21 protein-coding genes are annotated in these 19721 nt (G+C 61.6%); 8 read left to right on the top strand and 13 right to left on the bottom strand.

Translation table 11 applies throughout. From position 1 onward, the window contains the following. Nucleotides 1–31: 31 nt before the first annotated feature. Both AB4N80_RS25675 and AB4N80_RS25680 read right to left on the bottom strand, forming a co-directional pair. The gene (locus AB4N80_RS25675; RefSeq protein WP_305470314.1) at nt 32–937 is read right to left on the bottom strand and encodes a 5'-nucleotidase; all 906 of its coding nucleotides are present in this window, start codon (nt 935–937) and stop codon (nt 32–34) included. 22 nt (nt 938–959) lie between these two features. Next, the gene (locus tag AB4N80_RS25680) at nt 960–1913 is read right to left on the bottom strand and encodes a putative 2-dehydropantoate 2-reductase (RefSeq protein WP_122568550.1); all 954 of its coding nucleotides are present in this window, start codon (nt 1911–1913) and stop codon (nt 960–962) included. A 267-nt stretch (nt 1914–2180) separates the two neighbouring features. Between AB4N80_RS25680 and AB4N80_RS25685 the strand changes: the two genes are divergently transcribed. Next, the gene (locus AB4N80_RS25685) at nt 2181–3257 is read left to right on the top strand and encodes a 3-deoxy-7-phosphoheptulonate synthase (RefSeq protein ID WP_003183777.1); all 1077 of its coding nucleotides are present in this window, start codon (nt 2181–2183) and stop codon (nt 3255–3257) included. An 87-nt stretch (nt 3258–3344) separates the two neighbouring features. Here the strand turns inward: AB4N80_RS25685 and AB4N80_RS25690 are convergent, their stop codons facing one another. Further along, nucleotides 3345–3626 carry a GNAT family N-acetyltransferase gene (locus AB4N80_RS25690; protein ID WP_053120470.1) on the bottom strand — a complete coding sequence of 94 codons (282 nt, stop codon included), beginning with the start codon at nt 3624–3626 and terminating at the stop codon, nt 3345–3347. 635 nt (nt 3627–4261) lie between these two features. Between AB4N80_RS25690 and oprI the strand changes: the two genes are divergently transcribed. Beyond that, the gene (gene oprI, locus AB4N80_RS25695) at nt 4262–4513 is read left to right on the top strand and encodes an outer membrane lipoprotei OprI (RefSeq protein ID WP_003183784.1); all 252 of its coding nucleotides are present in this window, start codon (nt 4262–4264) and stop codon (nt 4511–4513) included. A gap of 124 nt (nt 4514–4637) precedes the next feature. Here oprI and AB4N80_RS25700 read toward each other — a convergent pair whose 3' ends face one another. From AB4N80_RS25700 to AB4N80_RS25710, 3 genes are all read right to left on the bottom strand, one after another. Next, nucleotides 4638–5609: a L,D-transpeptidase family protein gene (locus AB4N80_RS25700; protein WP_060738551.1), complete on the bottom strand. Its 972-nt coding sequence runs from the start codon at nt 5607–5609 to the stop codon at nt 4638–4640. A gap of 228 nt (nt 5610–5837) precedes the next feature. Continuing rightward, a complete protein-coding gene (locus AB4N80_RS25705; protein ID WP_003199347.1) occupies nt 5838–6131 on the bottom strand; it encodes a hypothetical protein in 294 nt (97 codons plus the stop codon). 56 nt (nt 6132–6187) lie between these two features. Next, nucleotides 6188–6793 (bottom strand): arylesterase, encoded by a 606-nt coding sequence (locus AB4N80_RS25710; protein WP_460079497.1) that lies wholly within the window; start codon nt 6791–6793, stop codon nt 6188–6190. A gap of 10 nt (nt 6794–6803) precedes the next feature. Between AB4N80_RS25710 and AB4N80_RS25715 the strand changes: the two genes are divergently transcribed. The 3 genes from AB4N80_RS25715 to greB are packed head-to-tail and all read left to right on the top strand — an operon-like array spanning nt 6804 to nt 10523. Beyond that, nucleotides 6804–7487 carry an ABC transporter ATP-binding protein gene (locus tag AB4N80_RS25715; protein ID WP_460079499.1) on the top strand — a complete coding sequence of 228 codons (684 nt, stop codon included), beginning with the start codon at nt 6804–6806 and terminating at the stop codon, nt 7485–7487. Further along, nucleotides 7487–9991 carry an ABC transporter permease gene (locus tag AB4N80_RS25720; protein ID WP_460079502.1) on the top strand — a complete coding sequence of 835 codons (2505 nt, stop codon included), beginning with the start codon at nt 7487–7489 and terminating at the stop codon, nt 9989–9991. Before AB4N80_RS25715 ends, AB4N80_RS25720 begins: the two co-directional genes overlap by 1 nt. A gap of 34 nt (nt 9992–10025) precedes the next feature. Further along, the gene (gene greB, locus AB4N80_RS25725) at nt 10026–10523 is read left to right on the top strand and encodes a transcription elongation factor GreB (RefSeq protein ID WP_003199337.1); all 498 of its coding nucleotides are present in this window, start codon (nt 10026–10028) and stop codon (nt 10521–10523) included. 7 nt (nt 10524–10530) lie between these two features. Here greB and AB4N80_RS25730 read toward each other — a convergent pair whose 3' ends face one another. The 4 genes from AB4N80_RS25730 to AB4N80_RS25745 form a co-directional block, all read right to left on the bottom strand. Further along, nucleotides 10531–10839, bottom strand: a complete 309-nt coding sequence (locus tag AB4N80_RS25730) for a class I SAM-dependent methyltransferase (protein ID WP_122568553.1) — start codon at nt 10837–10839, stop codon at nt 10531–10533. A gap of 789 nt (nt 10840–11628) precedes the next feature. Continuing rightward, nucleotides 11629–11793 carry a hypothetical protein gene (locus tag AB4N80_RS25735; protein WP_163006873.1) on the bottom strand — a complete coding sequence of 55 codons (165 nt, stop codon included), beginning with the start codon at nt 11791–11793 and terminating at the stop codon, nt 11629–11631. Between the two features lie 275 nt (nt 11794–12068). Next, the gene (locus AB4N80_RS25740) at nt 12069–12503 is read right to left on the bottom strand and encodes a DoxX family protein (RefSeq protein WP_305483037.1); all 435 of its coding nucleotides are present in this window, start codon (nt 12501–12503) and stop codon (nt 12069–12071) included. A 101-nt stretch (nt 12504–12604) separates the two neighbouring features. Beyond that, complete coding sequence (locus tag AB4N80_RS25745) at nt 12605–14026, bottom strand: MltF family protein (RefSeq protein ID WP_122568914.1); 1422 nt, start codon at nt 14024–14026, stop codon at nt 12605–12607. A gap of 235 nt (nt 14027–14261) precedes the next feature. On the opposite strand from AB4N80_RS25745, the gene AB4N80_RS25750 reads away from it, so the two are divergent. The 3 genes from AB4N80_RS25750 to AB4N80_RS25760 all read left to right on the top strand — a co-directional run bounded on the left by AB4N80_RS25750 (nt 14262) and on the right by AB4N80_RS25760 (nt 17478). Beyond that, nucleotides 14262–15071, top strand: coding sequence for a TatD family hydrolase (locus AB4N80_RS25750; protein ID WP_354336110.1), 810 nt, complete (start codon nt 14262–14264; stop codon nt 15069–15071). Between the two features lie 279 nt (nt 15072–15350). Next, a complete protein-coding gene (locus AB4N80_RS25755) occupies nt 15351–16832 on the top strand; it encodes a methyl-accepting chemotaxis protein (RefSeq protein ID WP_354336112.1) in 1482 nt (493 codons plus the stop codon). A 271-nt stretch (nt 16833–17103) separates the two neighbouring features. Further along, entirely contained in the window at nt 17104–17478 is a 375-nt protein-coding gene (locus AB4N80_RS25760) for a terminase (protein ID WP_122568918.1), read from the top strand. A gap of 8 nt (nt 17479–17486) precedes the next feature. Here the strand turns inward: AB4N80_RS25760 and AB4N80_RS25765 are convergent, their stop codons facing one another. From AB4N80_RS25765 to AB4N80_RS25775, 3 genes are all read right to left on the bottom strand, one after another. Beyond that, a complete protein-coding gene (locus AB4N80_RS25765; protein WP_305483036.1) occupies nt 17487–18284 on the bottom strand; it encodes an acyl-CoA thioesterase in 798 nt (265 codons plus the stop codon). Nucleotides 18285–18543: 259 nt separating this feature from the next. Beyond that, complete coding sequence (locus tag AB4N80_RS25770) at nt 18544–19305, bottom strand: CHAD domain-containing protein (RefSeq protein ID WP_122568920.1); 762 nt, start codon at nt 19303–19305, stop codon at nt 18544–18546. A 105-nt stretch (nt 19306–19410) separates the two neighbouring features. Continuing rightward, the gene (locus tag AB4N80_RS25775; protein ID WP_122568921.1) at nt 19411–19701 is read right to left on the bottom strand and encodes a hypothetical protein; all 291 of its coding nucleotides are present in this window, start codon (nt 19699–19701) and stop codon (nt 19411–19413) included. Between the last annotated feature and the right edge of the window lie 20 nt (nt 19702–19721).

The raw sequence follows: 19721 nt of genomic DNA on the forward strand, positions 1-19721 counted from the left end.
CGTGCGGCCTGACGTCCCGGCCTCGAGGACGTCAGGGCTTTATTTCGTTACTGATGCCATGAGGCACGTGACCGGTGGCGACCACCTCCCGGGCCAGTTCGCAGTGGCCGGTCTGGTCATCGAAAAACACATCGGCGGCGAAGGCCTCCAGGAACGCCGACTTGGTCAGGCCGCCAAGAAACAACGACTCGTCCAGACGGATATCCCATTCACGCAAGGTCCGGATGACCCGCTCATGGGCCGGTGCCGAACGGGCCGTCACCAGTGCCGTGCGAATGGGGCAAGCGTCCTCGGGGAACTCGCGCTGCAGCGCATTGAGCGCCGCCAGGAAGCCCTTGAACGGCCCGCCCCGCAGCGGCTCTCGGGCAGACTGTCGCTCGCTGGCCTGGAAGGCTTCCAGCCCCCCAGCCTGATAGACACGCTCCGACTCGTCGGAAAACAGCACCGCATCACCGTCGAACGCAATGCGCAATTCCCCACTGGCGGCACGACTGGCCCCACCCGACAGGATGGTCGCCGCGGCAAACCCGGCGTCCAGGGCGCTGCGCACGTCTTCAGCGTGGGTGGACAAGAACAGGTCGCAGCCGAATGCCTTGAGGTACGGGTAAGGACTGCGACCACCGACGAAGGCCGCGCGCGAAATCGCCAGCCCGTAATGATGAATCGAGTTGAACACCCGAAGGCCGGTGTCGGCACTGTTGCGCGACACCAGGATCACCTCGACCCGGGCACGTCCCAGGTGTTCGTTGAGGTCCAGCAGTTTCTGCACGAGAGCGAAGGCGTCCCCCGGCGCGAGGACTTCGTCTTCATGCTCGATCTGGTATTGCCGATAGGCCTCGACGCCACTCGACAGGTACACCTTGTGGCTTTCCCTCAGGTCGAACAGCGCCCGCGACGAAATCGCCAGCACCAGTTTGTCGTCGATGTTGTTTACCATGCCGCTCCCCCTTTCGCCCCGCTCAGCGGTTATTGCGATCCATGAACGCCAACGCCTGATACAAGGCCTCGATTTTCGGCAGCTCACACCCTGCCGCTTTCGCCGCCGCCAATGGCCGGCCGTAGATCGCGTCCACCTCCAGCGCACGTTTGTGGGAATAATCGTGGTACATGCTCGGCCAGTAATCGGGCATCTTCTCGGTCATCGTGAACAGGTACTCGGCGTAACCCGGCGCGATGTGATGCCCGCAGGCTTGCGCACCGCGGACCACCTCCGCCATCAATGCCTGGATCAATTCGCGGCTATGGTCGTTGGCCATCAGCGGCGTGGTACTGGCGCCCAGCAGAACCGAAAGACCGTTGTACGGCACATTCCACACCAGCTTCTGCCAGCGGGCCTGTTGCAGGCCAGGCATGGCCTGGGCTTCGATACCAGCGCTGCGGAACAGCGTCGCCGCCTCTTCGACGATCGCCATGCGTTGTGCCTGATCGGCGCAGGGACCGCTGTGATAACCGACGTTGACCGCGCCAAGTGCCTGGTGGGCGACGACGCCCGGGCCGACGCGATGCACGCAGATCAGGCACAGGCCACCCAGCAGGTGCAACGAATCGGGCAGCAACGGTCGAAGGTTGTCCTCGACGTCCAGGCCGTTCTGCAGCAACAGGACTTTTGCCCCATCAGCGGCCGCCTGGGCAATGGCCGGAGCCAGGTCGGCATTGCTGGTGGTCTTGGCGCCGACCAGCAGCCAGTCGCAAGGCGGCATGTCGGTCGCCGAGCGATAGGCCTGGACGGGGTCGAGGGCCAGCGCGCCATGGACTGCGCTGTCGATGCGCAAACCGGCTTCGGCCACGGCAGCAAATTCGCTGCGCAGTAGAAAGTGCACGTCAAAACCGGCACGGGCCAGCATCACGCCATAAAACCCGCCAATCGCCCCGGTGCCGATCATCCCGATCCGCGGTTTAACCCCTGCCTGCATCGTTGCAACTCTCCTGGTAAAAGCCCCTGCACACTATCAGTGCGAGCAGCATGGCATGCAATCTTCATTACATCTGCTCACGAATCTGTCGCAGAGCCGTCTCCAAGGCCCTTTCCCCAGCCTATAGGGCATTAAACCCGTCCCAGCCCATTGTCGAGCCACCTCGTAACGCGATAAGGTTCGGCTCCCCGACGCGCTTAAAATCCGCTGTGCACCGCCGCGCGGGGATCGCTGGCGGCCGGCACCCGTGACCTGACGAGTAACACGATGGCTGATTTACCGATCAATGACCTTAACGTCGCCTCCAACGAGACCCTCATCACGCCTGACCAGCTCAAGCGCGATATTCCCCTGAGCGACGCTGCCCTGCGCACCGTGACCAAGGGCCGGGAAGTCATTCGCAACATCCTGGACGGCACCGACCATCGCCTGTTCGTGGTCATCGGCCCCTGCTCGATCCATGACATCAAGGCCGCCCACGAATACGCCGAGCGCTTGAAAGTGCTGGCCGCGGAAGTCTCCGACACCTTGTACCTGGTCATGCGCGTGTATTTCGAGAAACCTCGGACCACCGTCGGCTGGAAAGGCCTGATCAACGACCCGTACCTGGATGACTCCTTCAAGATCCAGGACGGCCTGCACATCGGTCGCCAGTTGCTGCTGGACCTGGCGGAAATGGGCCTGCCCACCGCCACCGAAGCCCTCGACCCGATCTCGCCGCAGTACCTGCAGGACTTGATCAGCTGGTCGGCCATCGGCGCGCGCACCACCGAATCCCAGACCCACCGCGAAATGGCCTCCGGCCTGTCGTCGGCGGTGGGCTTCAAGAACGGCACCGACGGCGGTCTCACCGTGGCGATCAACGCCTTGCAGTCGGTTTCCAGCCCGCATCGCTTCCTGGGTATCAACCAGGAAGGTGGCGTGTCGATCGTCACCACCAAGGGCAACGCCTACGGTCACGTGGTGCTGCGCGGTGGCAACGGCAAGCCGAACTACGACTCGGTCAGCGTCGCCCTGTGCGAGCAGGCGCTGAACAAGGCCAAGATCAAGCCGAACATCATGGTCGATTGCAGCCACGCCAACTCCAACAAGGACCCGGCGCTGCAACCACTGGTGATGGAGAACGTGGCCAACCAGATCCTGGAAGGCAATCAGTCGATTATCGGCTTGATGGTCGAAAGCCACTTGAACTGGGGCTGCCAGGCGATCCCGAAAGACCTCGCCGACTTGCAGTACGGTGTCTCCATCACCGATGCCTGCATCGACTGGAGCGCGACCGAGAACACCCTGCGCAGCATGCACGCCAAGCTCAAGGACGTGCTGCCGAAGCGTCAGCGCAGCTGATCGGGCCTGCTTCAACGCATAAAAAGCAACGCATAAAAAAACGCCGGACTTTTCAGTCCGGCGTTTTTTTATGGGGAATCCGTTTTCTCAGAGCTTCGCCGCGTGCCGCTGGTGACGCTCCATGTAACGCTCCACATAGGAGCAGGACGGGATCACCGTGTAGCCCATTTCTTCAGCGTACTGCAGCGCCCTTTCGGTCAGCGCCGCCGCGATGCCCCGGCCACGCAAGGCGTTGGGCACGAAGGTACGATAGATATCCAGGGTCTGCTTGCCCAGGTCCATGTAGGTCAGATAGGCACGATGACCGTCCACATTGGTCTCGAACTGATGACCAGCCTGGTCATGGTGGATGGTAACCGCCTCGCTCATCACTACTCCTCGCGGGTCTGAATGCCGACCCCTACCTTACCGATGTTTTTCCGGCGAAGGAACATCTACGCCACCCCGTGCCTTCCTGGTCACCGAGCGCCAAAAACGATCCGCTCAAACCCGAGCACGTCGTGAATAGTAGGCACCAATGACGCAAATGCTCAAGGCACGCCTGTCATCGAAGGGGTAAACCTGGTCGGGTTTATCGATTGAGCGCCATCGTCGCGCTGTAGTCGATCACGGTGCAATAGCTGAACATCGCCAGTTGTTGAGTCTTGAGACGAGCGCGCGTAGTTAAAGTCACCGCCAATACCAACAAAGATGCCTGGGGCGCTGCACAAAAAATGTACAAAAGTGTAGGTGAATCAATAAACAACGACGTTAGCGAGGGCTGCAAGAGTTCTTCCAGGCTGCGGAACTTTTCTTCGTCGACGCGCTCCAGCCAAGGGCTTGGGGCTGTATATTTTTTCAACACGCCTAAGAAAAGTTGCTCGAAAAAGAATCACCGCCTACAATTTTTTTGCTTCTTGCGCTACGTCAGTTTACTTACTACAAGTAATGGGTAGTATGTACGCCGGCTAACTCCTCAGTCTGGGGAGACAGTCACTAATAGAAAGTCCTTGAAGGGGAAACCGATGAACAACGTTCTGAAATTCTCTGCTCTGGCCCTGGCCGCAGTTCTGGCTACCGGTTGCAGCAGCGCATCGAAAGAAACCGAAGCACGTCTGACTGCTACCGAAGACGCAGCAGCTCGCTCCCAGGCTCGTGCAGACGAAGCTTACCGTAAAGCTGATGAAGCTCTGGCTGCTGCTCAAAAAGCACAACAGACTGCTGACGAAGCTAACGAGCGTGCTCTGCGCATGCTGGAAAAAGCTAGCCGCAAGTAATAGTCCTTCGGGATTGTTATCGAGCCGACCCATTTTTGGGTCGGCTTTTTATTGCCTGGTGTTTTAGCAGGCGATAAAAAACCCGCCGACATCGCGAAACATCGGCGGGTTGCTTTCGAGGTTTTTACTGTTGTAAATCGATCGGCGCGCTCGAGACCATCGGTGCCGAGGTATTGGGGACAGCGATTTCCACCGGCAGGCCATCTTCGGCCGCCACCACGTCCCGCACCACGTCCCAGTTCATGCGCAGGTTGCTGGTGATGTCTTCACGCTTGAGCATCGCGTTGATCACCGCGGTGTGCTTGTCCACCACCGACGGGTTGCCCTTGTCGTCCAACGGCGTATGCGCTTCCAGGTACACCTTGCCACCGCTCAAGCCCAGCTTGTAGGGGTCGTTGATGATCCGCACCGACGTGCCCACCGGCACCATGCCGGCCATTTCCAGTACGTTGTTGTTGAACATCCGGAAGCAACCATGGCTGGTCCGCATGCCGATGCCAAACTTCTTGTTCGAACCGTGGATCAGATAGCCCGGGGTACCCAAGGTGAACTTGAAAGGCCCCAGCGGGTTATCAGGGCCGGCGGGCACGACATTCGGCAACGGGTCGCCGTCGGCGGCGTGTTCGGCCTTGATCGAGGCAGGCGGCGTCCAGGTCGGGTTCGGCGTCTTGGCGATGATGCTGGTGTGGGCGATCGGCGAACCCCAGCCCTCACGGCCAATCCCCAGTGGGAAGGTGTAGACCACGTTCCGGCCCTTGGGGAAATAGTAGAGACGGTACTCGGCCAGATTGATCACGATGCCCTCGCGCGGGCCCGGCGGCAGGATGAAGCGAGTGGGCAGCACGATCTCGGTGCCAGCGCCCGGCAACCAGGGATCGACCCCCGGGTTGGCGGCGACCATCTCGCTGTAGCCCAGGTCATAGGTAGTGCCCAGGTCGGCGAAGGTGTCTTCGTATTTGGCCTTGATGACTTGCACCTGGCCAATGATGTCTTCACCCGGCGGTGGCAGAGGCAGCTCGAGTGCGGCAACGGGGCCCGCCATACACAGGGCGGCAAGAGACAGGCAGCGGGCGACGGCAGGCAAGCGCGGCAACATCCGGGAAATCCTTCGCAGATCGAACAGGGGTATGAAAACGGCGATTGTACACCGCCACCTGTTATTTCGGGGAGAGCGGTACGCAGGCGTCCGATGCGCAGCATGTCTGGAACTGAAATGAAACCTGTGAGAGCGAGCTTGCTCGCGATAGCGGAGGGTCTGCTGGCATTAGTGTTGAATGTGCCGCCCTCATCGCGAGCAAGCTCGCTCCCACACTGGAGCAAGGGATTACAACTCGAACCGCAGCTCCGGCCAGATTGGCGAGGTGCCGCGCTTCTGGGACTCCAGGATCGCCCGGCACAGCGAGCACAGGCGATGATCCTGGAAAATCTTGCGATCGACGCTGGACCAGCGCGGCTGGGCCGGCAGCAGGCTGCCGCAGAGGGTCCGGTCGGCCGAGCCACCGAGTTCCAGTTGCCGGGTTACCAGGTGCACCCGTACTTCCTGGCAGGCGAACAGATCCAGCTGCTCGTCAGGCTCGATCAGTTGGTAGGCAAACAGGGACCAGGCGGGACGCGGCATCGGGGGCTCCAAATCGGGGGCGCCACATTAGCCGAAAGCCCGCCGGTAGAAAAGCGTCAAAGCAGCGGTTTCAGTGTCGGCCAGACATTTTCCAGCAACTTGCCCTGGGCCGCGACGGACGGGTGCAATCCGTCACCTTGCATCATGGTCGGAACGCCACCGACGTCCTTGAGGAAAAACGGCACCAGCGGGACTTTTTTCTCCTCGGCCAGGGTGGTGTAGACCCGGGCAAAGGCATCGGTGTAGCGCCTTCCGTAATTGGGTGGCAATTGCATGCCCAGCAAAAGCACCTTGGCACCGCTGGCACGGGCGCTGTCGATCATCGCTGCAAGGTTTTGTTGCAATTGTGTTGGCGGCTGTCCACGCAAGCCATCGTTGCCACCCAGCTCCAGGATCACCAGGTCCGGTTTATGGGCTGCAAGCAGCGCCGGCAGCCGCGCCTGGCCTCCGGCGCTGGTGTCGCCGCTGATGGAAGCATTGACCACTTTATCGTCAAAACCCTCGGCCTTGAGCCGTTGTTCGAGCAGCGACACCCACCCTTGCCGGGTATCCAGGCCGAAAGCCGCGCTGATACTATCGCCAACGATCAGGACTGTACCCGCCGCTGCGTTCTGGGCCATGCACATCAAGGCCAGGCCGGCACTCAAAAACCACACACGCATCGGATTCTCCATGGGCTCAAGCATTCTCACCGCGACGGACCTTAGCAAAGTGGTCGCCAGCGCGGAAGGTGAACTGACCATCCTGCACGAACTCAGCCTGGAACTGAACAAAGGCGACAGCCTGGCCATCGTCGGCGCGTCCGGTTCCGGCAAATCCACCCTCCTGGGCCTGCTGGCCGGCCTCGACCTGCCCAGCAGCGGCGAGGTCACGCTCGCTGGCCAGGCCCTCAGCGCACTGGATGAAGACCAGCGCGCGCAGATCCGCGCCGAGCATGTCGGTTTCGTTTTCCAGTCGTTCCAGTTGCTCGACAGCCTCAACGCGCTGGAAAACGTGATGTTGCCGCTGGAACTGGACGGTCGCAAGGATGCCCGCGAACGCGCCACGCAACTGTTGCAGCGCGTCGGCCTGGGCCAGCGCCTGACCCACTCGCCGCGCCAGCTCTCCGGCGGCGAACAGCAACGGGTGGCGATTGCCCGCGCCTTTGCCGCCGAGCCCGACGTGCTGTTTGCCGACGAACCCACCGGCAACCTCGACAGCCACACCGGCGAGCGCATCAGCGACCTGCTGTTCGAACTGAACAAGGAACGCGGCACGACCCTGGTGCTGGTCACCCATGATGAACGCCTGGCCCATCGTTGCCGGCGCCTGATCCGACTTGAAGCTGGCGAGATGGTCGCCCCTCTGGAGCCTTGATGGCACGCTTGCCGCTGTTGCGCCTGTTCAGTCTCGCTGTCCGTCAATTGCTTCGCGATGCCCGCGCCGGTGAGTTGCGGGTGTTGTTCTTCGCCCTGCTGGTGGCGGTGGCGGCGAGTACCGCCATCGGTTACTTCGGTGCCCGCCTCAACGGCACGATGATGATGCGCGCCACCGAATTCCTCGGTGCCGACCTGCTGCTCGAAGGCAGCTCGCCGGCCCGCCTTGAGCAGATCCGCAGCGGCACCGAACTGGGGCTGGAACACGCCCGGGTGGTGGAGTTCTCCAGTGTCGTGGCCACCGACAATGGCATCCAGCTGTCCAGCGTCAAGGCCGCCGATGACAACTACCCTCTGCGCGGAGAGCTGAAAAGCACCCCCGCCCCATTCGCGCCGGAAGAAACCGGCGGACGTCCGAACCCTGGCGAGGCCTGGGTCGAGGCACGCCTGCTGACGGCACTGGACCTGAAGATCGGCGACAGCATCGACGTTGGCAACCAGACCCTGCGGTTGGCCCGAGTGCTGACGTATGAGCCGGATCGCGCCGGCAACTTCTACAGCCTCACCCCGCGAGTGCTGATCAACCTCAAGGACCTGGAGGCCACCGGCGTGGTGCAACCGGGCAGCCGTGTCAGCTATCGCGACCTGTGGCGCGGCCCGGCGCCGGCCCTGCAGACCTATCGCGATCTGGTCAAGCCTGGCCTTGAACCCAACCAGCGCCTGCAGGATGCCCGCGACGGCAACCGCCAGATCGGCGGCGCACTGGGCAAGGCCGAGCGCTACCTGAACATGGCCAGCCTGGTGGCGGTGCTCCTGTCCGGTGTCGCTGTCGCGCTCTCGGCCAACCGCTTTGCCACTCGACGCTTCGATGCCAGTGCGCTGCTGCGTTGCCTGGGCCTGTCACGCCGAGAAACCATGGTGCTGTTCAGTCTGCAATTGACGGTGCTGGGCCTGCTCGCCAGTATCAGTGGTGCCCTGCTCGGCTGGGTCGCCCAACTGGGTCTGTTCGCCCTGCTGCATGACTTGCTGCCGACCACCGTTCCGCCGGGCGGCCTGCTGCCGGCGATTGCCGGGATCGGCACCGGGCTGGTGGCGCTGGCGGGGTTCGCCCTGCCGCCACTGGCTGCGCTGGGGCGAGTGCCGCCATTGCGCGTGCTGCGCCGGGACATGCTGCCGATCCCCTCCAGTTCCTGGGTGATCTACGGTGCGGCACTGGGTGCCTTGGGCCTGATCATGTGGCGCCTGAGCCTGGACCTGGTCCTGACCTTCGCCTTGTTGGGTGGTGGCGTCGTTGCCGCGCTGGTGCTCGGCGGCTTGTTGTTGCTGCTGCTCCAGAGCCTGCGTCGCCTGCTGGCCCGCGCCGCCCTGCCCTGGCGACTGGGCCTCGGCCAACTGCTGCGCCATCCGTTGGCGGCGGCCGGCCAGGCCCTGGCGTTCGGCCTGATCCTGCTGTCCATGGCATTGATCGCGCTGCTGCGCGGTGAATTGCTGGACACCTGGCAAAACCAGTTGCCCAAAAACGCGCCGAACTATTTCGCCCTGAACATCCTGCCCAACGACAAGCAGGCCTTCACCGACAAGCTGCTGGCACTGTCGGCGCAATCGGCCCCGCTCTACCCTGTGGTCCCCGGACGTCTGATCAGCATCAATGGCGAACCGGCCAAGGAGTTCGTCACCAAGGATTCAGCGGGTGACCGGGCGCTACAACGCGACCTGAGCCTGACCTGGGCCGCGGACCTGCCGGCGGGCAACGTCGTCACCGCCGGGACCTGGTGGCCGCAGCAACCTCCGGACGATGTCCCGGGGGTTTCGGTGGAAGGCAAAGTGGCCGAGAACCTCAAGATCAAGTTGGGCGACCGCCTGGTCTTCAATGTCGGCGGCGTCAACCGTGAAGCGAAGGTCACCAGCCTGCGGGAAATCAACTGGGACAATTTCCAGCCCAACTTCTTCATGATCTTCCAGCCCGGCACACTGAAGGACTTACCGGCGACCTACCTCACCAGCTTCTACCTGGCGCCGGGCCACGACCAACAGATCGTCGACCTGTCCCGGGACTTTCCGGCGGTGACGATCCTGCAAGTCGAGGCCCTGCTCGAACAACTGCGCAGCATCCTGGCCCAGGTGACCCTGGCCGTGGAATACGTGTTGCTGTTTGTGCTGGCGGCGGGGATGGCGGTGCTGTTTTCCGGCCTGCAGGCGACCCTCGACGAACGGATTCGCCAAGGCGCGCTGTTGCGCGCACTGGGCGCCGAACGGCCCCTGCTGGTCAAGGCCCGGCGCATCGAGTTCGGCCTGCTGGGCGCGGTCAGTGGCCTGCTCGCGGCCCTGGGTTCAGAGCTGGTGAGCCTGGTGCTTTACCGGTACGCCTTCGACCTGCCCTGGCATCCGCATCCATGGCTGTTGGTATTGCCGCTGCTGGGGGCTTTGTTGATCGGCGCAGCCGGGGTGTTCGGCACCCGTCGGGCGCTCAACGCCAGCCCGCTGACAGTATTGCGCGAGGGTTGATAGACTCCCGGCTTCGCTATCACAAGAAGTTGCCATGAGCCGTTATCGCCCACCCCGCACTGCCGGCACCGCGCTGATCACCCCCGAGGGTGAAGCGCGGATGCGTGCTGAATTCCATGAGCTGTGGCACGTGCGCCGTCCCCAGGTGACCCAGGCGGTCAGCGAGGCGGCGGCCCAGGGTGATCGTTCGGAAAATGCCGAATACACCTATGGCAAGAAAATGCTGCGGGAAATCGACAGTCGCGTGCGCTTCCTCACCAAGCGCCTTGAGGCGCTCAAAGTGGTCAGTGAAAAACCCAGCGATCCGAACAAGGTGTATTTCGGTGCCTGGGTCACGGTCGAAGATGAGGACGGCAAGGAATCACGCTACCGCATCGTCGGCCCGGACGAGCTGGACCTGAAACAGAACCTGATCAGCATCGACTCGCCGTTGGCCAGGGCACTGATCGGCAAGGCCCTGGACGCCGAGGTCAGCGTCCAGACGCCCACAGGCGAGAAACGGGTCTACATCGTCGACATCGCGTATCCGTAATCGCGCCTCAGCGGCGCGTGATCAAGCCTTGCCGTGCGACACGGGTCAGGTGCCGGATTATTTCAGGAGCGTCCGCTGCGCTGGGGGACTGGATGACAGCCAGGTCGAAGCTGTCATTGGCAAAACGCGCCAGTGACTCACCGTCTTCGACAAACTGGATCAGGAATGCAGCAGGCCCGTGGTTGCGACGCGGCCAGCCGTCGAGGTAACGCAAGAGTGTTGGCTGGTGAGTGCCGCCCAGGAGAATTTTCGGGTTGCGTTGCACAAGGTTCGCCGTGATTGGCGCAAGACGTACAAGGGGACTGGGTGCGTTCATTGTGTCGTGTCTCTGCCTCAAAAGTCTGCATGGCAGGTGAGAGGCAACACCGAACCAGCGCTTTAGCGGTATTTCGAAGCCGTGTCTTTTCGGCTTCTATCGGCGACTTGATGAGTCACCTGGCGCCCCGCAAGTAGCTGTTTAAATCGGCGCATGAGCGGCATCCTAGAGAAGCTGACTGGCCAGTGTCAAGAATCACTTCCCATAAAAAAGGCCGCGCAAGACGGTAATGCTGTTTTCTGATTATCTGTTCCGAGAGGTGTGAGTTGGTGTGTATATCCGTTATTTAGGTAACGGCTACTTAGGGTTCCGCTCTTACAGCGGGTCACTTTTGGAAAAGCGCCAAAAGTAACCAAAAGCGCTTTGCCCCACCACTCGGTGCCTCGCTTAGGCTCGGCATGCCCGAACGAAGGCATTGCTCCGTGGGCCCGCCGCGAAGGGCCATCCATGGCCCAGCGCGGCTATCCCGGCATCCATGCCGGGATGCCCACTGCGCAATGCCTGCGTTCGGCCAGCGTGGTTTAACGGGGCGTCCAGATCAAAAGCAAAGCAAAAGCGGGGCTCATGCCGGCATCTATGTGGCTGAACCACCGCCATCGCGAGCAAGCTCGCTCCCACACTGGATCTCCGGTGAACACAAATTTATGTCCGACACAGAACCACTGTGGGAGCGAGCTTGCTCGCGAAGAGGCCGGCACATCCAACATCTTCATTGGCTGACACTCCGCTTTCGCGAGCAAGCCCGCTCCCACAGGAGAAATGCGGTTTCACCCAGAACCAGGTCGGCTATCAGGCCGCCTCGCGGTGGACGTTGATCTCGGGCGCCCCGTTAACCACGCTGGCTGAACGAAGGTGTTGCGTAGTGGGCACCTCGGCATGGATGCCGAGGTAGCCGCGCTGGGCCATGGATGGCCCTTCGCGACGGCCCACGGAGCAATGCCTTCGTTCAGGCATACCGAGCCTAGGCGAGGCTCCGAGTGGTGGGGCAGAAGCGTTTTGGTTACTTTTGACTGGGCCGGCTTCCGGGCTCTTCAAAAAGTGACCCGCTGTAAAAGCGGAACCCTAAGTAGCCGTTACGCAAAAAATGGATATACACACCAAAGCAACCCGTCACCGAACACTCTCAAAAAAACCAAAAAAAACGGCGCTTCCCATTTCTGAAAGAAGCACCGTTTTTCCTAAGTGAACAGCTTTACGTACAAGACAAGCCTCAGGTTCAAATCGAGCAATCAACCTGCGATGGCGCGATCGACCGACAGCTTGCCCGCCCCTTCGATCAGCACGGCAATACTGCCCGCCAGCAACGCCAGGGCGAACTCATAACCATTGTTGGCCATGAACAAGCCGTTACCGATGTGCACGGAGAAAATCGCCACCAGCGACACAAGCGCCAGGCCCAGCGCCGCAGGACGCGCCAGCAGACCGATGATCAGCGCCAGCCCAGCGAAAAACTCGGTACCGCCCGCCAATGTCGCCATCACATAGCCCGGGGTCAGGCCGATGCTTTCCATCCACTGCGCCGTGCCTGCCAGGCCGTAGCCACCGAACAGGCCAAAGAGTTTCTGCGCGCCATGGGCGGCAAATATGACACCGACGGCGATGCGCAGGACAGTCAAGCCATAGCCGGCGCGGGTGAACAGGACTTTGTTGATGAAAGTGCTCATAAGGTCATTCCTTGGGAGTAGTAGGGAGTTGGCCGCTATATTAATCAATAAAATTCATGTTAAAAGCGGAAAAAATCCGTAATACCAATCAATTTATTCGATCACTTACGCAATGCAACCTTTTGCTCCTTCGGTTCCAAGGACTCCCGTTCACGATCAAATGCCAGGTAGTACTTATTCACACTATTAACATAGCTGACGGCGCCCATTCCCACCTGCTCCATGGCAATACGCTCAACCTGGAAAAACCATTGGTTGGGGTTCAGTCCCCGCCGCCGGGCCTCGGCTCGCATGCCTTGGACGCGCTCGGGGCCCATGTTGTAGGCCGCCAGGACGAAGGCCATGCGTTCGCGCTCATTGAGCTTGGGGCTGGCAAAGAACTTGCGGCGGATGAGGGCCAGGTACTTGGCGCCGGCCTGCACATTGGCGTCCAGGTTCTGGATGTTATTGACCCCGACCCGCTGGGCCGCCGCCGGGGTGATCTGCATCAGGCCGGTGGGGCCTGAGCCGCTCCGGGCATTGGGTTGCAGGGCTGACTCCTTGAAGGCCAGGGCCGCCAGGTTGAGCCAATCCATGCCCTGGGCATCGGCGTGTTTTTGCAGCACCGGGCGCAGTTTTTCCAGGCGTTGGCGATTGGCCCGGGCCAGCGGATAGTGGACCTGGTACAAACGCCGATAGATACGCAGGAAGGCCGCGTCCTGGTTGGAGGGCACCTTATAGGTCGCCAGGAATCGGTCGATGCTCGCCCGCAGCATGGCGGCGTCACGGCGAACGAACCAATACTCGTCACCCGGTTCGCCAATCAACACCTGACGGTCGAAGCGCAGTTTGGGCAGGATCTTGCCCCAGCGCTCGGCGATGGGTTGCTCGACGATGGTCAAATGGAAAATCCCGCCCTGGACCATCTCCAGGACATCCTCCACAGCCAGGGAGGGATCGACCCATTCGACCTTCACCGGCGGCAACTTGAGCAGCGCCAGCTTCTGGTTGATCTGGCTCACGGCATCCCCCGCCGCACTGCCATTGGGCAGGGCCAGGGTCTTGCCGGAAAGTTGCTCCACGCGCGTGTAGCGCTTCTCGCCCTTGATGCCCACCAACAGCAAAGGCACGTCGGTACGGATCGGATTGCTGGCGCTGACGGCATGGCCGGCCTGGGGCTCGAGCAGCTCACCCGGTGCGACGAGGTCGCCCTCCCCGCGCTGCAAGGCACCGAGCAGTTGGTCCTTGGCTTTGGGAATGATCTTGAGGGTGATTTCCTGGCCGTCACGGGCGTGGCCGTTGAGGTATTGCTCGAAGGCGCGCAACCGATGGTATTCGACGCCAATGGGTTGCCCCTGGACTTCACCGGAGCTGTTGCGGCTCTGGTTGACCAGCACCTTCAACACACGGCTGCCGCGGATCTGCGCCAGGTCGCGCACCGTGCCCGGCGCCACGGCCTGCACCGGCCCGGGCAGCCGCGCTTCGGCCGGCATCGGCAACAGCAGCGAACAACACAACAGTAACAATACCTGGGGACGTGTCATCCACTCTCCGGAAGGAATACTGCCGACCGCCTCCGTGAAAAACGAGGCTGAGTCGACAGAAACAGAGCGCCTGAGACGCTGAAAAAGTGCGGAAGACTGGCACAGTGATGGCTGTTATACCAACCCGATGTGTCTCGCGGCCTTAACAGACAGCCTCAACTCGTTGTAGTTCTTGGCTTTTCTTATAAATCTACAGCTCTGATATGCTTTCCGGCCTTTGGGCCGAGGTAGCACCATGCAACTCATCGATATCGGCGTCAACCTGACCAACCCCAGTTTCGCCGACAAACACCAGGCGGTGCTTGAGCGCGCCTATGCATCCGGGGTCTGCCAACTGGTCTTGACCGGCACCAGCATCGAGGGCAGTGAACAGGCCCTGCAATTGTGCCAACAGCTCGACGACACTGGAGAACGGCTGTTTTCCACCGCCGGCATTCACCCTCACAGCGCCAGCGAGTGGACAGCCGACAGCGCCCGGCACCTCAAGGATCTGCTGATGCACAGCCGCGTGCGTGCGGTGGGGGAATGCGGACTGGATTTCAACCGCGACTTCTCTCCACGTCCCCAGCAGGAAAAGGTCCTGGAGGAACACCTCGCCCTGGCGGTTCAGTTGCAATTACCGGTCTTCCTGCATGAACGCGACGCCGACCAGCGCTTGCTGGACATCCTTCGGGAATTTCGCGATCACTTGCCAGCGGCCGTGGTGCACTGCTTCACCGGTGAAAAAAAGGCGCTGTTCAGCTACCTCGATCTCGACCTGCATATTGGTATCACCGGCTGGATCTGCGACGAACGCCGGGGCACGCACCTGCACCCGTTGGTGCGCGAAATACCCTGTGGTCGGCTGATGCTCGAAAGCGACGCGCCGTACCTGCTGCCCCGCACGCTACGGCCAAAACCCAAGAATGGGCGCAACGAGCCGGCCTACCTGACGGAGGTTCTGCGTGAAGTGGCCTTGCACCGGGGCGAAACCCAGGAGGATCTGGCAGCTCACAGCAGCGCCTGCGCCCGGGCGTTTTTTGGATTGCCCGTCATTTCCGAATAAACACACATGCCCTGTGGGAGCGGGCTTGCTCGCGAATGCGTTGAGTCAGTCACTGTTGTATTTGCTGATCCACCGCATTCGCGAGCAAGCCCGCTCCCACAAGGGATCTGGTTGTCTGTGGGTCCACACCAAAAACCAGGATCGGTGTTATCCGTTTGCTCCCATCAAAACCTCGAGATCGACGTTGTCTGTTGACCCACATCAAAATCCCGGCGCCTGAATAGCGGCAGAATAATGGCACCTTGCCAATGCTGTTTCCGCTATCAGAGAAAACCTTCCATGGGTGCCTGGCTTAGCAATATCTCGTTGAAATACAAATTCTGGGCGGTCAATGCGGTCGCCTTTATCACCACCTTGCTGCTGGTGCTCTACGCCGTGCATCTCGAACAGCAGGCGCGCAACCACGCAGCCCAGGCGAACGCCCAGGCCCAGGCACAGGTGCTCGATGCCTGGCCTGTCGGACAACCTTTGCCCAAGGCCGACAACCTCTTGGCGTTCCAGCGCGACCAGATCCCGATGCTCCACGAACAACCGTTGTCTTCGCTGGTGCAGGCCGAGGGCTGGGTCGAACTCGATGCAGGGCCGCTGCTGGGCGACAATCCGCTGGTGGGCGCCCAAGTGATCCGTCGAGGTGACGGCCAGCAAATCGCGGTGCTGGCCCATGGTGCAAGCCTGGGCCAAGTGTTCGGTGAACGCTTCAGCCAATACGCCGTGGCGGTATTCGTGTTGATGCTGGCGATGTTGGGCGCGTCGCAGCTGTTGATCCGCTTTTTGCTCAGCCAACTCAACACCCTTAAAGACGTGATGCTGCATGTGGAAAAAACCGGTGATTTGTCCGCCCGCGTGCCCCTGGCCTGCAAGGACGAGGTGGGCCAGATGGCGGCAGCGTTCAACGCCATGCAGGCCGGTTATCAACGGGTGGTCGACACCGTAGCCAGCACTGCCCGGCAGTTGGACAGTGGTGCGGCGCGCCTGGCGTCGAGCATGAACGATGTGCGCCACGGCATGCTCGGCCAGCAAAGCGAAACCGATCAGGCAGCCACGGCGATCAACGAGATGTCTGCCACTGTCTATCACATCGCCCAGCACGCCGGCGCCACCCGCGACCTGTCGAAAACCGCCGACACCCTGGCCGGCAACGGCCACGAAGTGGTCGGCCGGGTGCAGCAGTCGATCACCGGGTTGTCGTCGGGGGTGCAGCAGACTGCCGAAATGATCCAGCGCCTGGCCGAAGACAGTCAGAAGATCAACGGCGTGGTCAATGTGATCCACAGCATCGCCGAGCAAACCAATCTGCTGGCCCTGAACGCCGCCATCGAAGCCGCGCGGGCCGGGGAAATGGGCCGGGGGTTTGCCGTGGTGGCCGACGAGGTGCGCAACCTGGCCAAGCGGGTACAGGCCTCCACGGATGAAATCACCACCATGGTTTCGGCCTTGCAAGCCGGGACTCGGGACGCGGTGGACTTCATGCAGGAGAGTTCGCTCAAGGCCGACGATTGCGTGCAACAGGCCCGCGAGGCCGGCGACGCGCTGGCCCAGATCACCGCAGCGGTGGCGCAAATGCGCGAGAGCAACACCCAGATCGCTGTCGCGGCCGAGCAGCAAAGCCACGTCGCCGAGGAAATGAACCGGGCGGTGGTGAGTATTCGCGACGTGACCGAAAACACCGTGCGCCAGACCGTCGACTCAGCCACCACCAGCCATGAACTGGCGACGTTGGCGGGGGAGTTGAGCAAGGCGATTGGGCAGTTGAAACTGTAGAGCGCTGGCTTGCCTGACTCCCTGTGGTGAGGAAACTCCCTCTGTGGGAGCAAGGCTTGCCCGCGATGGAGGCACCTCGGTTCACCAAAGACCGTATTGCGCCTATCGCGGGCAAGCCTTGCTCCCACAACCTTGCTCCCACAAACAAGTCCCCTCGCCACAACAGCAAAACTGTATGGCCACCTATCGCCTCGATAGCCAACCGCCATTCGCCGCCCCGCCCGCCCGGACCTATCCTTGGATTATTCGGTTTCGTTCAAGGAATAGCATCATGGGCAAACGTCACCCCAATCTTCCAGCCTGGCAATGGCGCGCCTACCCCGACAATCATCGCCACCCCACCAACCTGGTGTTGCACCTGATTGCCGTGCCGCTGTTCATCATCGCGTTTCTGCTGATTGTGTCGGGGGTGTTCAGCTTGAGCCTGGGCGATGTCGCCATCGGCATCATCGGCCTGCTCGCGGCGCTCGGCTTGCAGCGTCACGGACACAGCCTGGAGGCCCAGGCCTCCGAACCGTTCAGCGATCGCAAGGATGCCGTGTCACGCCTGCTGGTGGAGCAGTTCCTGACTTTTCCACGGTTCTTTCTCAGCGGTGGCTGGTGGCGCGCCTGGCGCGATCGCCATCGTCACAACCGTAAACCTTAACCAAAGCCTTATCCGAAAATAGTGACCGTCTGCCGGCTCAGGGCGATCAAGCGGCCATCGGCACTCCAGAACTTCGCGGCGACATGGCCGTAGCCGTCCTGGGCATGCTCGATCTCGGCCAGGTACTTGCACCAGTCCAGCGTCGTGAGGTCCAGCAGCGGCTGGACGAACTCGATGGTCCACGTGAGCGTACTGCCCGGGGCCATTTGCGAGAGGTGCGGCAACAAGGCCGGGGGCCAGGCGTCCACCAAAGCCAGGATATGGCTTTCGTTCAGCGGCTCCTCCCGCACGTCACCGCGCAAGCGCACCCAGCCGCCCATGCTCCGGGATTTATTACCACTGAACGGCAAGCCGCCGACGCTCCAGCACAGCGCCAAGTGGCGCATGAACTCCGGGGTCATGCCCTTGACGTAAGGCATTTCCTGGCATTGCTCCACGCTCTTGAATTCCGGCGCGGGGTCGGCCTGCACCGCCACCACGGACGAGCGCGAAGCGCCGAAACTGCCTTGCACCACGGTCACCACTTGGCCGTTCTGCACCGCCCGTCCCAACACTTGGCTCACCGCCTTGCCTTCGCGCAACACGTCGACTTCGAAACTGACAGGCACGTCGGCTTCGACCGGGCCGACAAAGGTGATCGCCAACGAACGCACCGGGCGATCTGCCGGCACCTGGGCACGCATCGCCTCATATTGCAGCGCCGCCACCAACCCGCCAAAACTGGCCCGACCCTGGCCCCATTCAGGCGCGATAGTCACCGCACCTGGCTGCCGGCGTACAGCATCGATCAAATCGGAAAAGCGCATGACAACCTCGAAAACGGGGAAAAGGATGAAGGGATCTTAACCAGACCGGGCTGACGGCACAGGGCTTATTCCGGCCAAAGAGGCTGACAGAAAAGCCGAGGATCTTGAATTCCCCAATCCCCTGTGGGAGCGAGCTTGCTCGCGATAGCGGTGTATCAGTCAATCCGTATGCAAGCTGAACCACCGTCATAGCGAGCAAGCTCGCTCCCACAGGGGGAAGTCCCACAAGGGGAAATCCCACAGAGGGAATGGGACGGGTTCAGGCTTTTTCGAAGCAACTGGCAATCAGCTTGTCGAGCACCTTGTCGGACTTGGCCTCGGCCTTCTCCATCGTGGCGTGCCAGGTGGGCACACACGCTTGCAGATCGGTTTCTTCCTTGGCCCTGGCCAGCCATTGCCAGCAATCGTGCCAGTCGCCCAGCGCGCCCTGGGCGGACTTGAGCCGGGGCATGGCGGCCTCAGGCAGGCGGTCGAGCTCAGGGTAAGCTTCGATGGCGTAGCGCACGCGCTTGATCAGCAGGCGCAACCGGTGGCGGTCATGGGCCGGATCACGCAGGGCTTCATCGAGCTTTTTCCATTGTTTGTCCAGGCGTTTTTCGATGCGTTTGCGCAAACTCTTCAGCAGCCCCTCACGCTGGGCGGCGCGAATGAAGCGCGGGAAGGCATCGAGGATCATCAGCAACTGGGCCAGTTCGACACTCGCGGCCACGGCGGGATAGGCATCGGCCATTTGCAGTTGGCGTCGCCGCGCCGCCTCGGCCTGGCCATGTTGTTCAAGGTAAGCAGCCAACACTTCCCGGTCACGCAAAGGCGTGGTCAGGGTGCCCACCGCCGAAGCCGCCGTTTCCAGTTGTTCGACACCGGGCAACCCACGCAGTGGACGCAGCAGGCTGCGTAAACGGCGTACCGTGGTCCGTAGGTCATGCAGCGCTTCGCTGTCGGTGTGGGCATTCAAGCGGGCCTGACAGGCCAACAGGCGGACTTCCAGGCCCACTATGCGGGCCACCAGCCGATCGATCATGGACGTACTCCGTACACAGCGTTGAGCGTCAAGCCGCAAGCTACCCGTGAAAAACGATTCTGCGCCCTTCCCTTGTAGCTTGCACCTGATTGCTTGTCGCTGTCTTTATCGTCCCGCGCGGGATTCGCGGATGTAGAAACGTGCCTTCTCGGCTTTCTTGGAGCAGCCTTCGAACGCTTCGAATTGCTGCTGGGTCTTGGCACCCGTCAGCAGGGACAGGGCCTTGGAGTAGCTAACGGTGCCGGCAAAACCTTCGGCCTTGGCCAGGTCCAGTTCACGCCAGGCACTGTCGAGTTGGCTGCCGCAGCTGTCACGGTAAGCGGTTTTACCTGCGCAACCGGCCAGGGCCAAAACCATCAAAGATGCCACCAAGGGCAGGCGGATCCGGGCTTTCATCAATAACACCTCAGGTCAGG

The organism is Pseudomonas sp. H3_A02 (genome assembly GCF_054671965.1).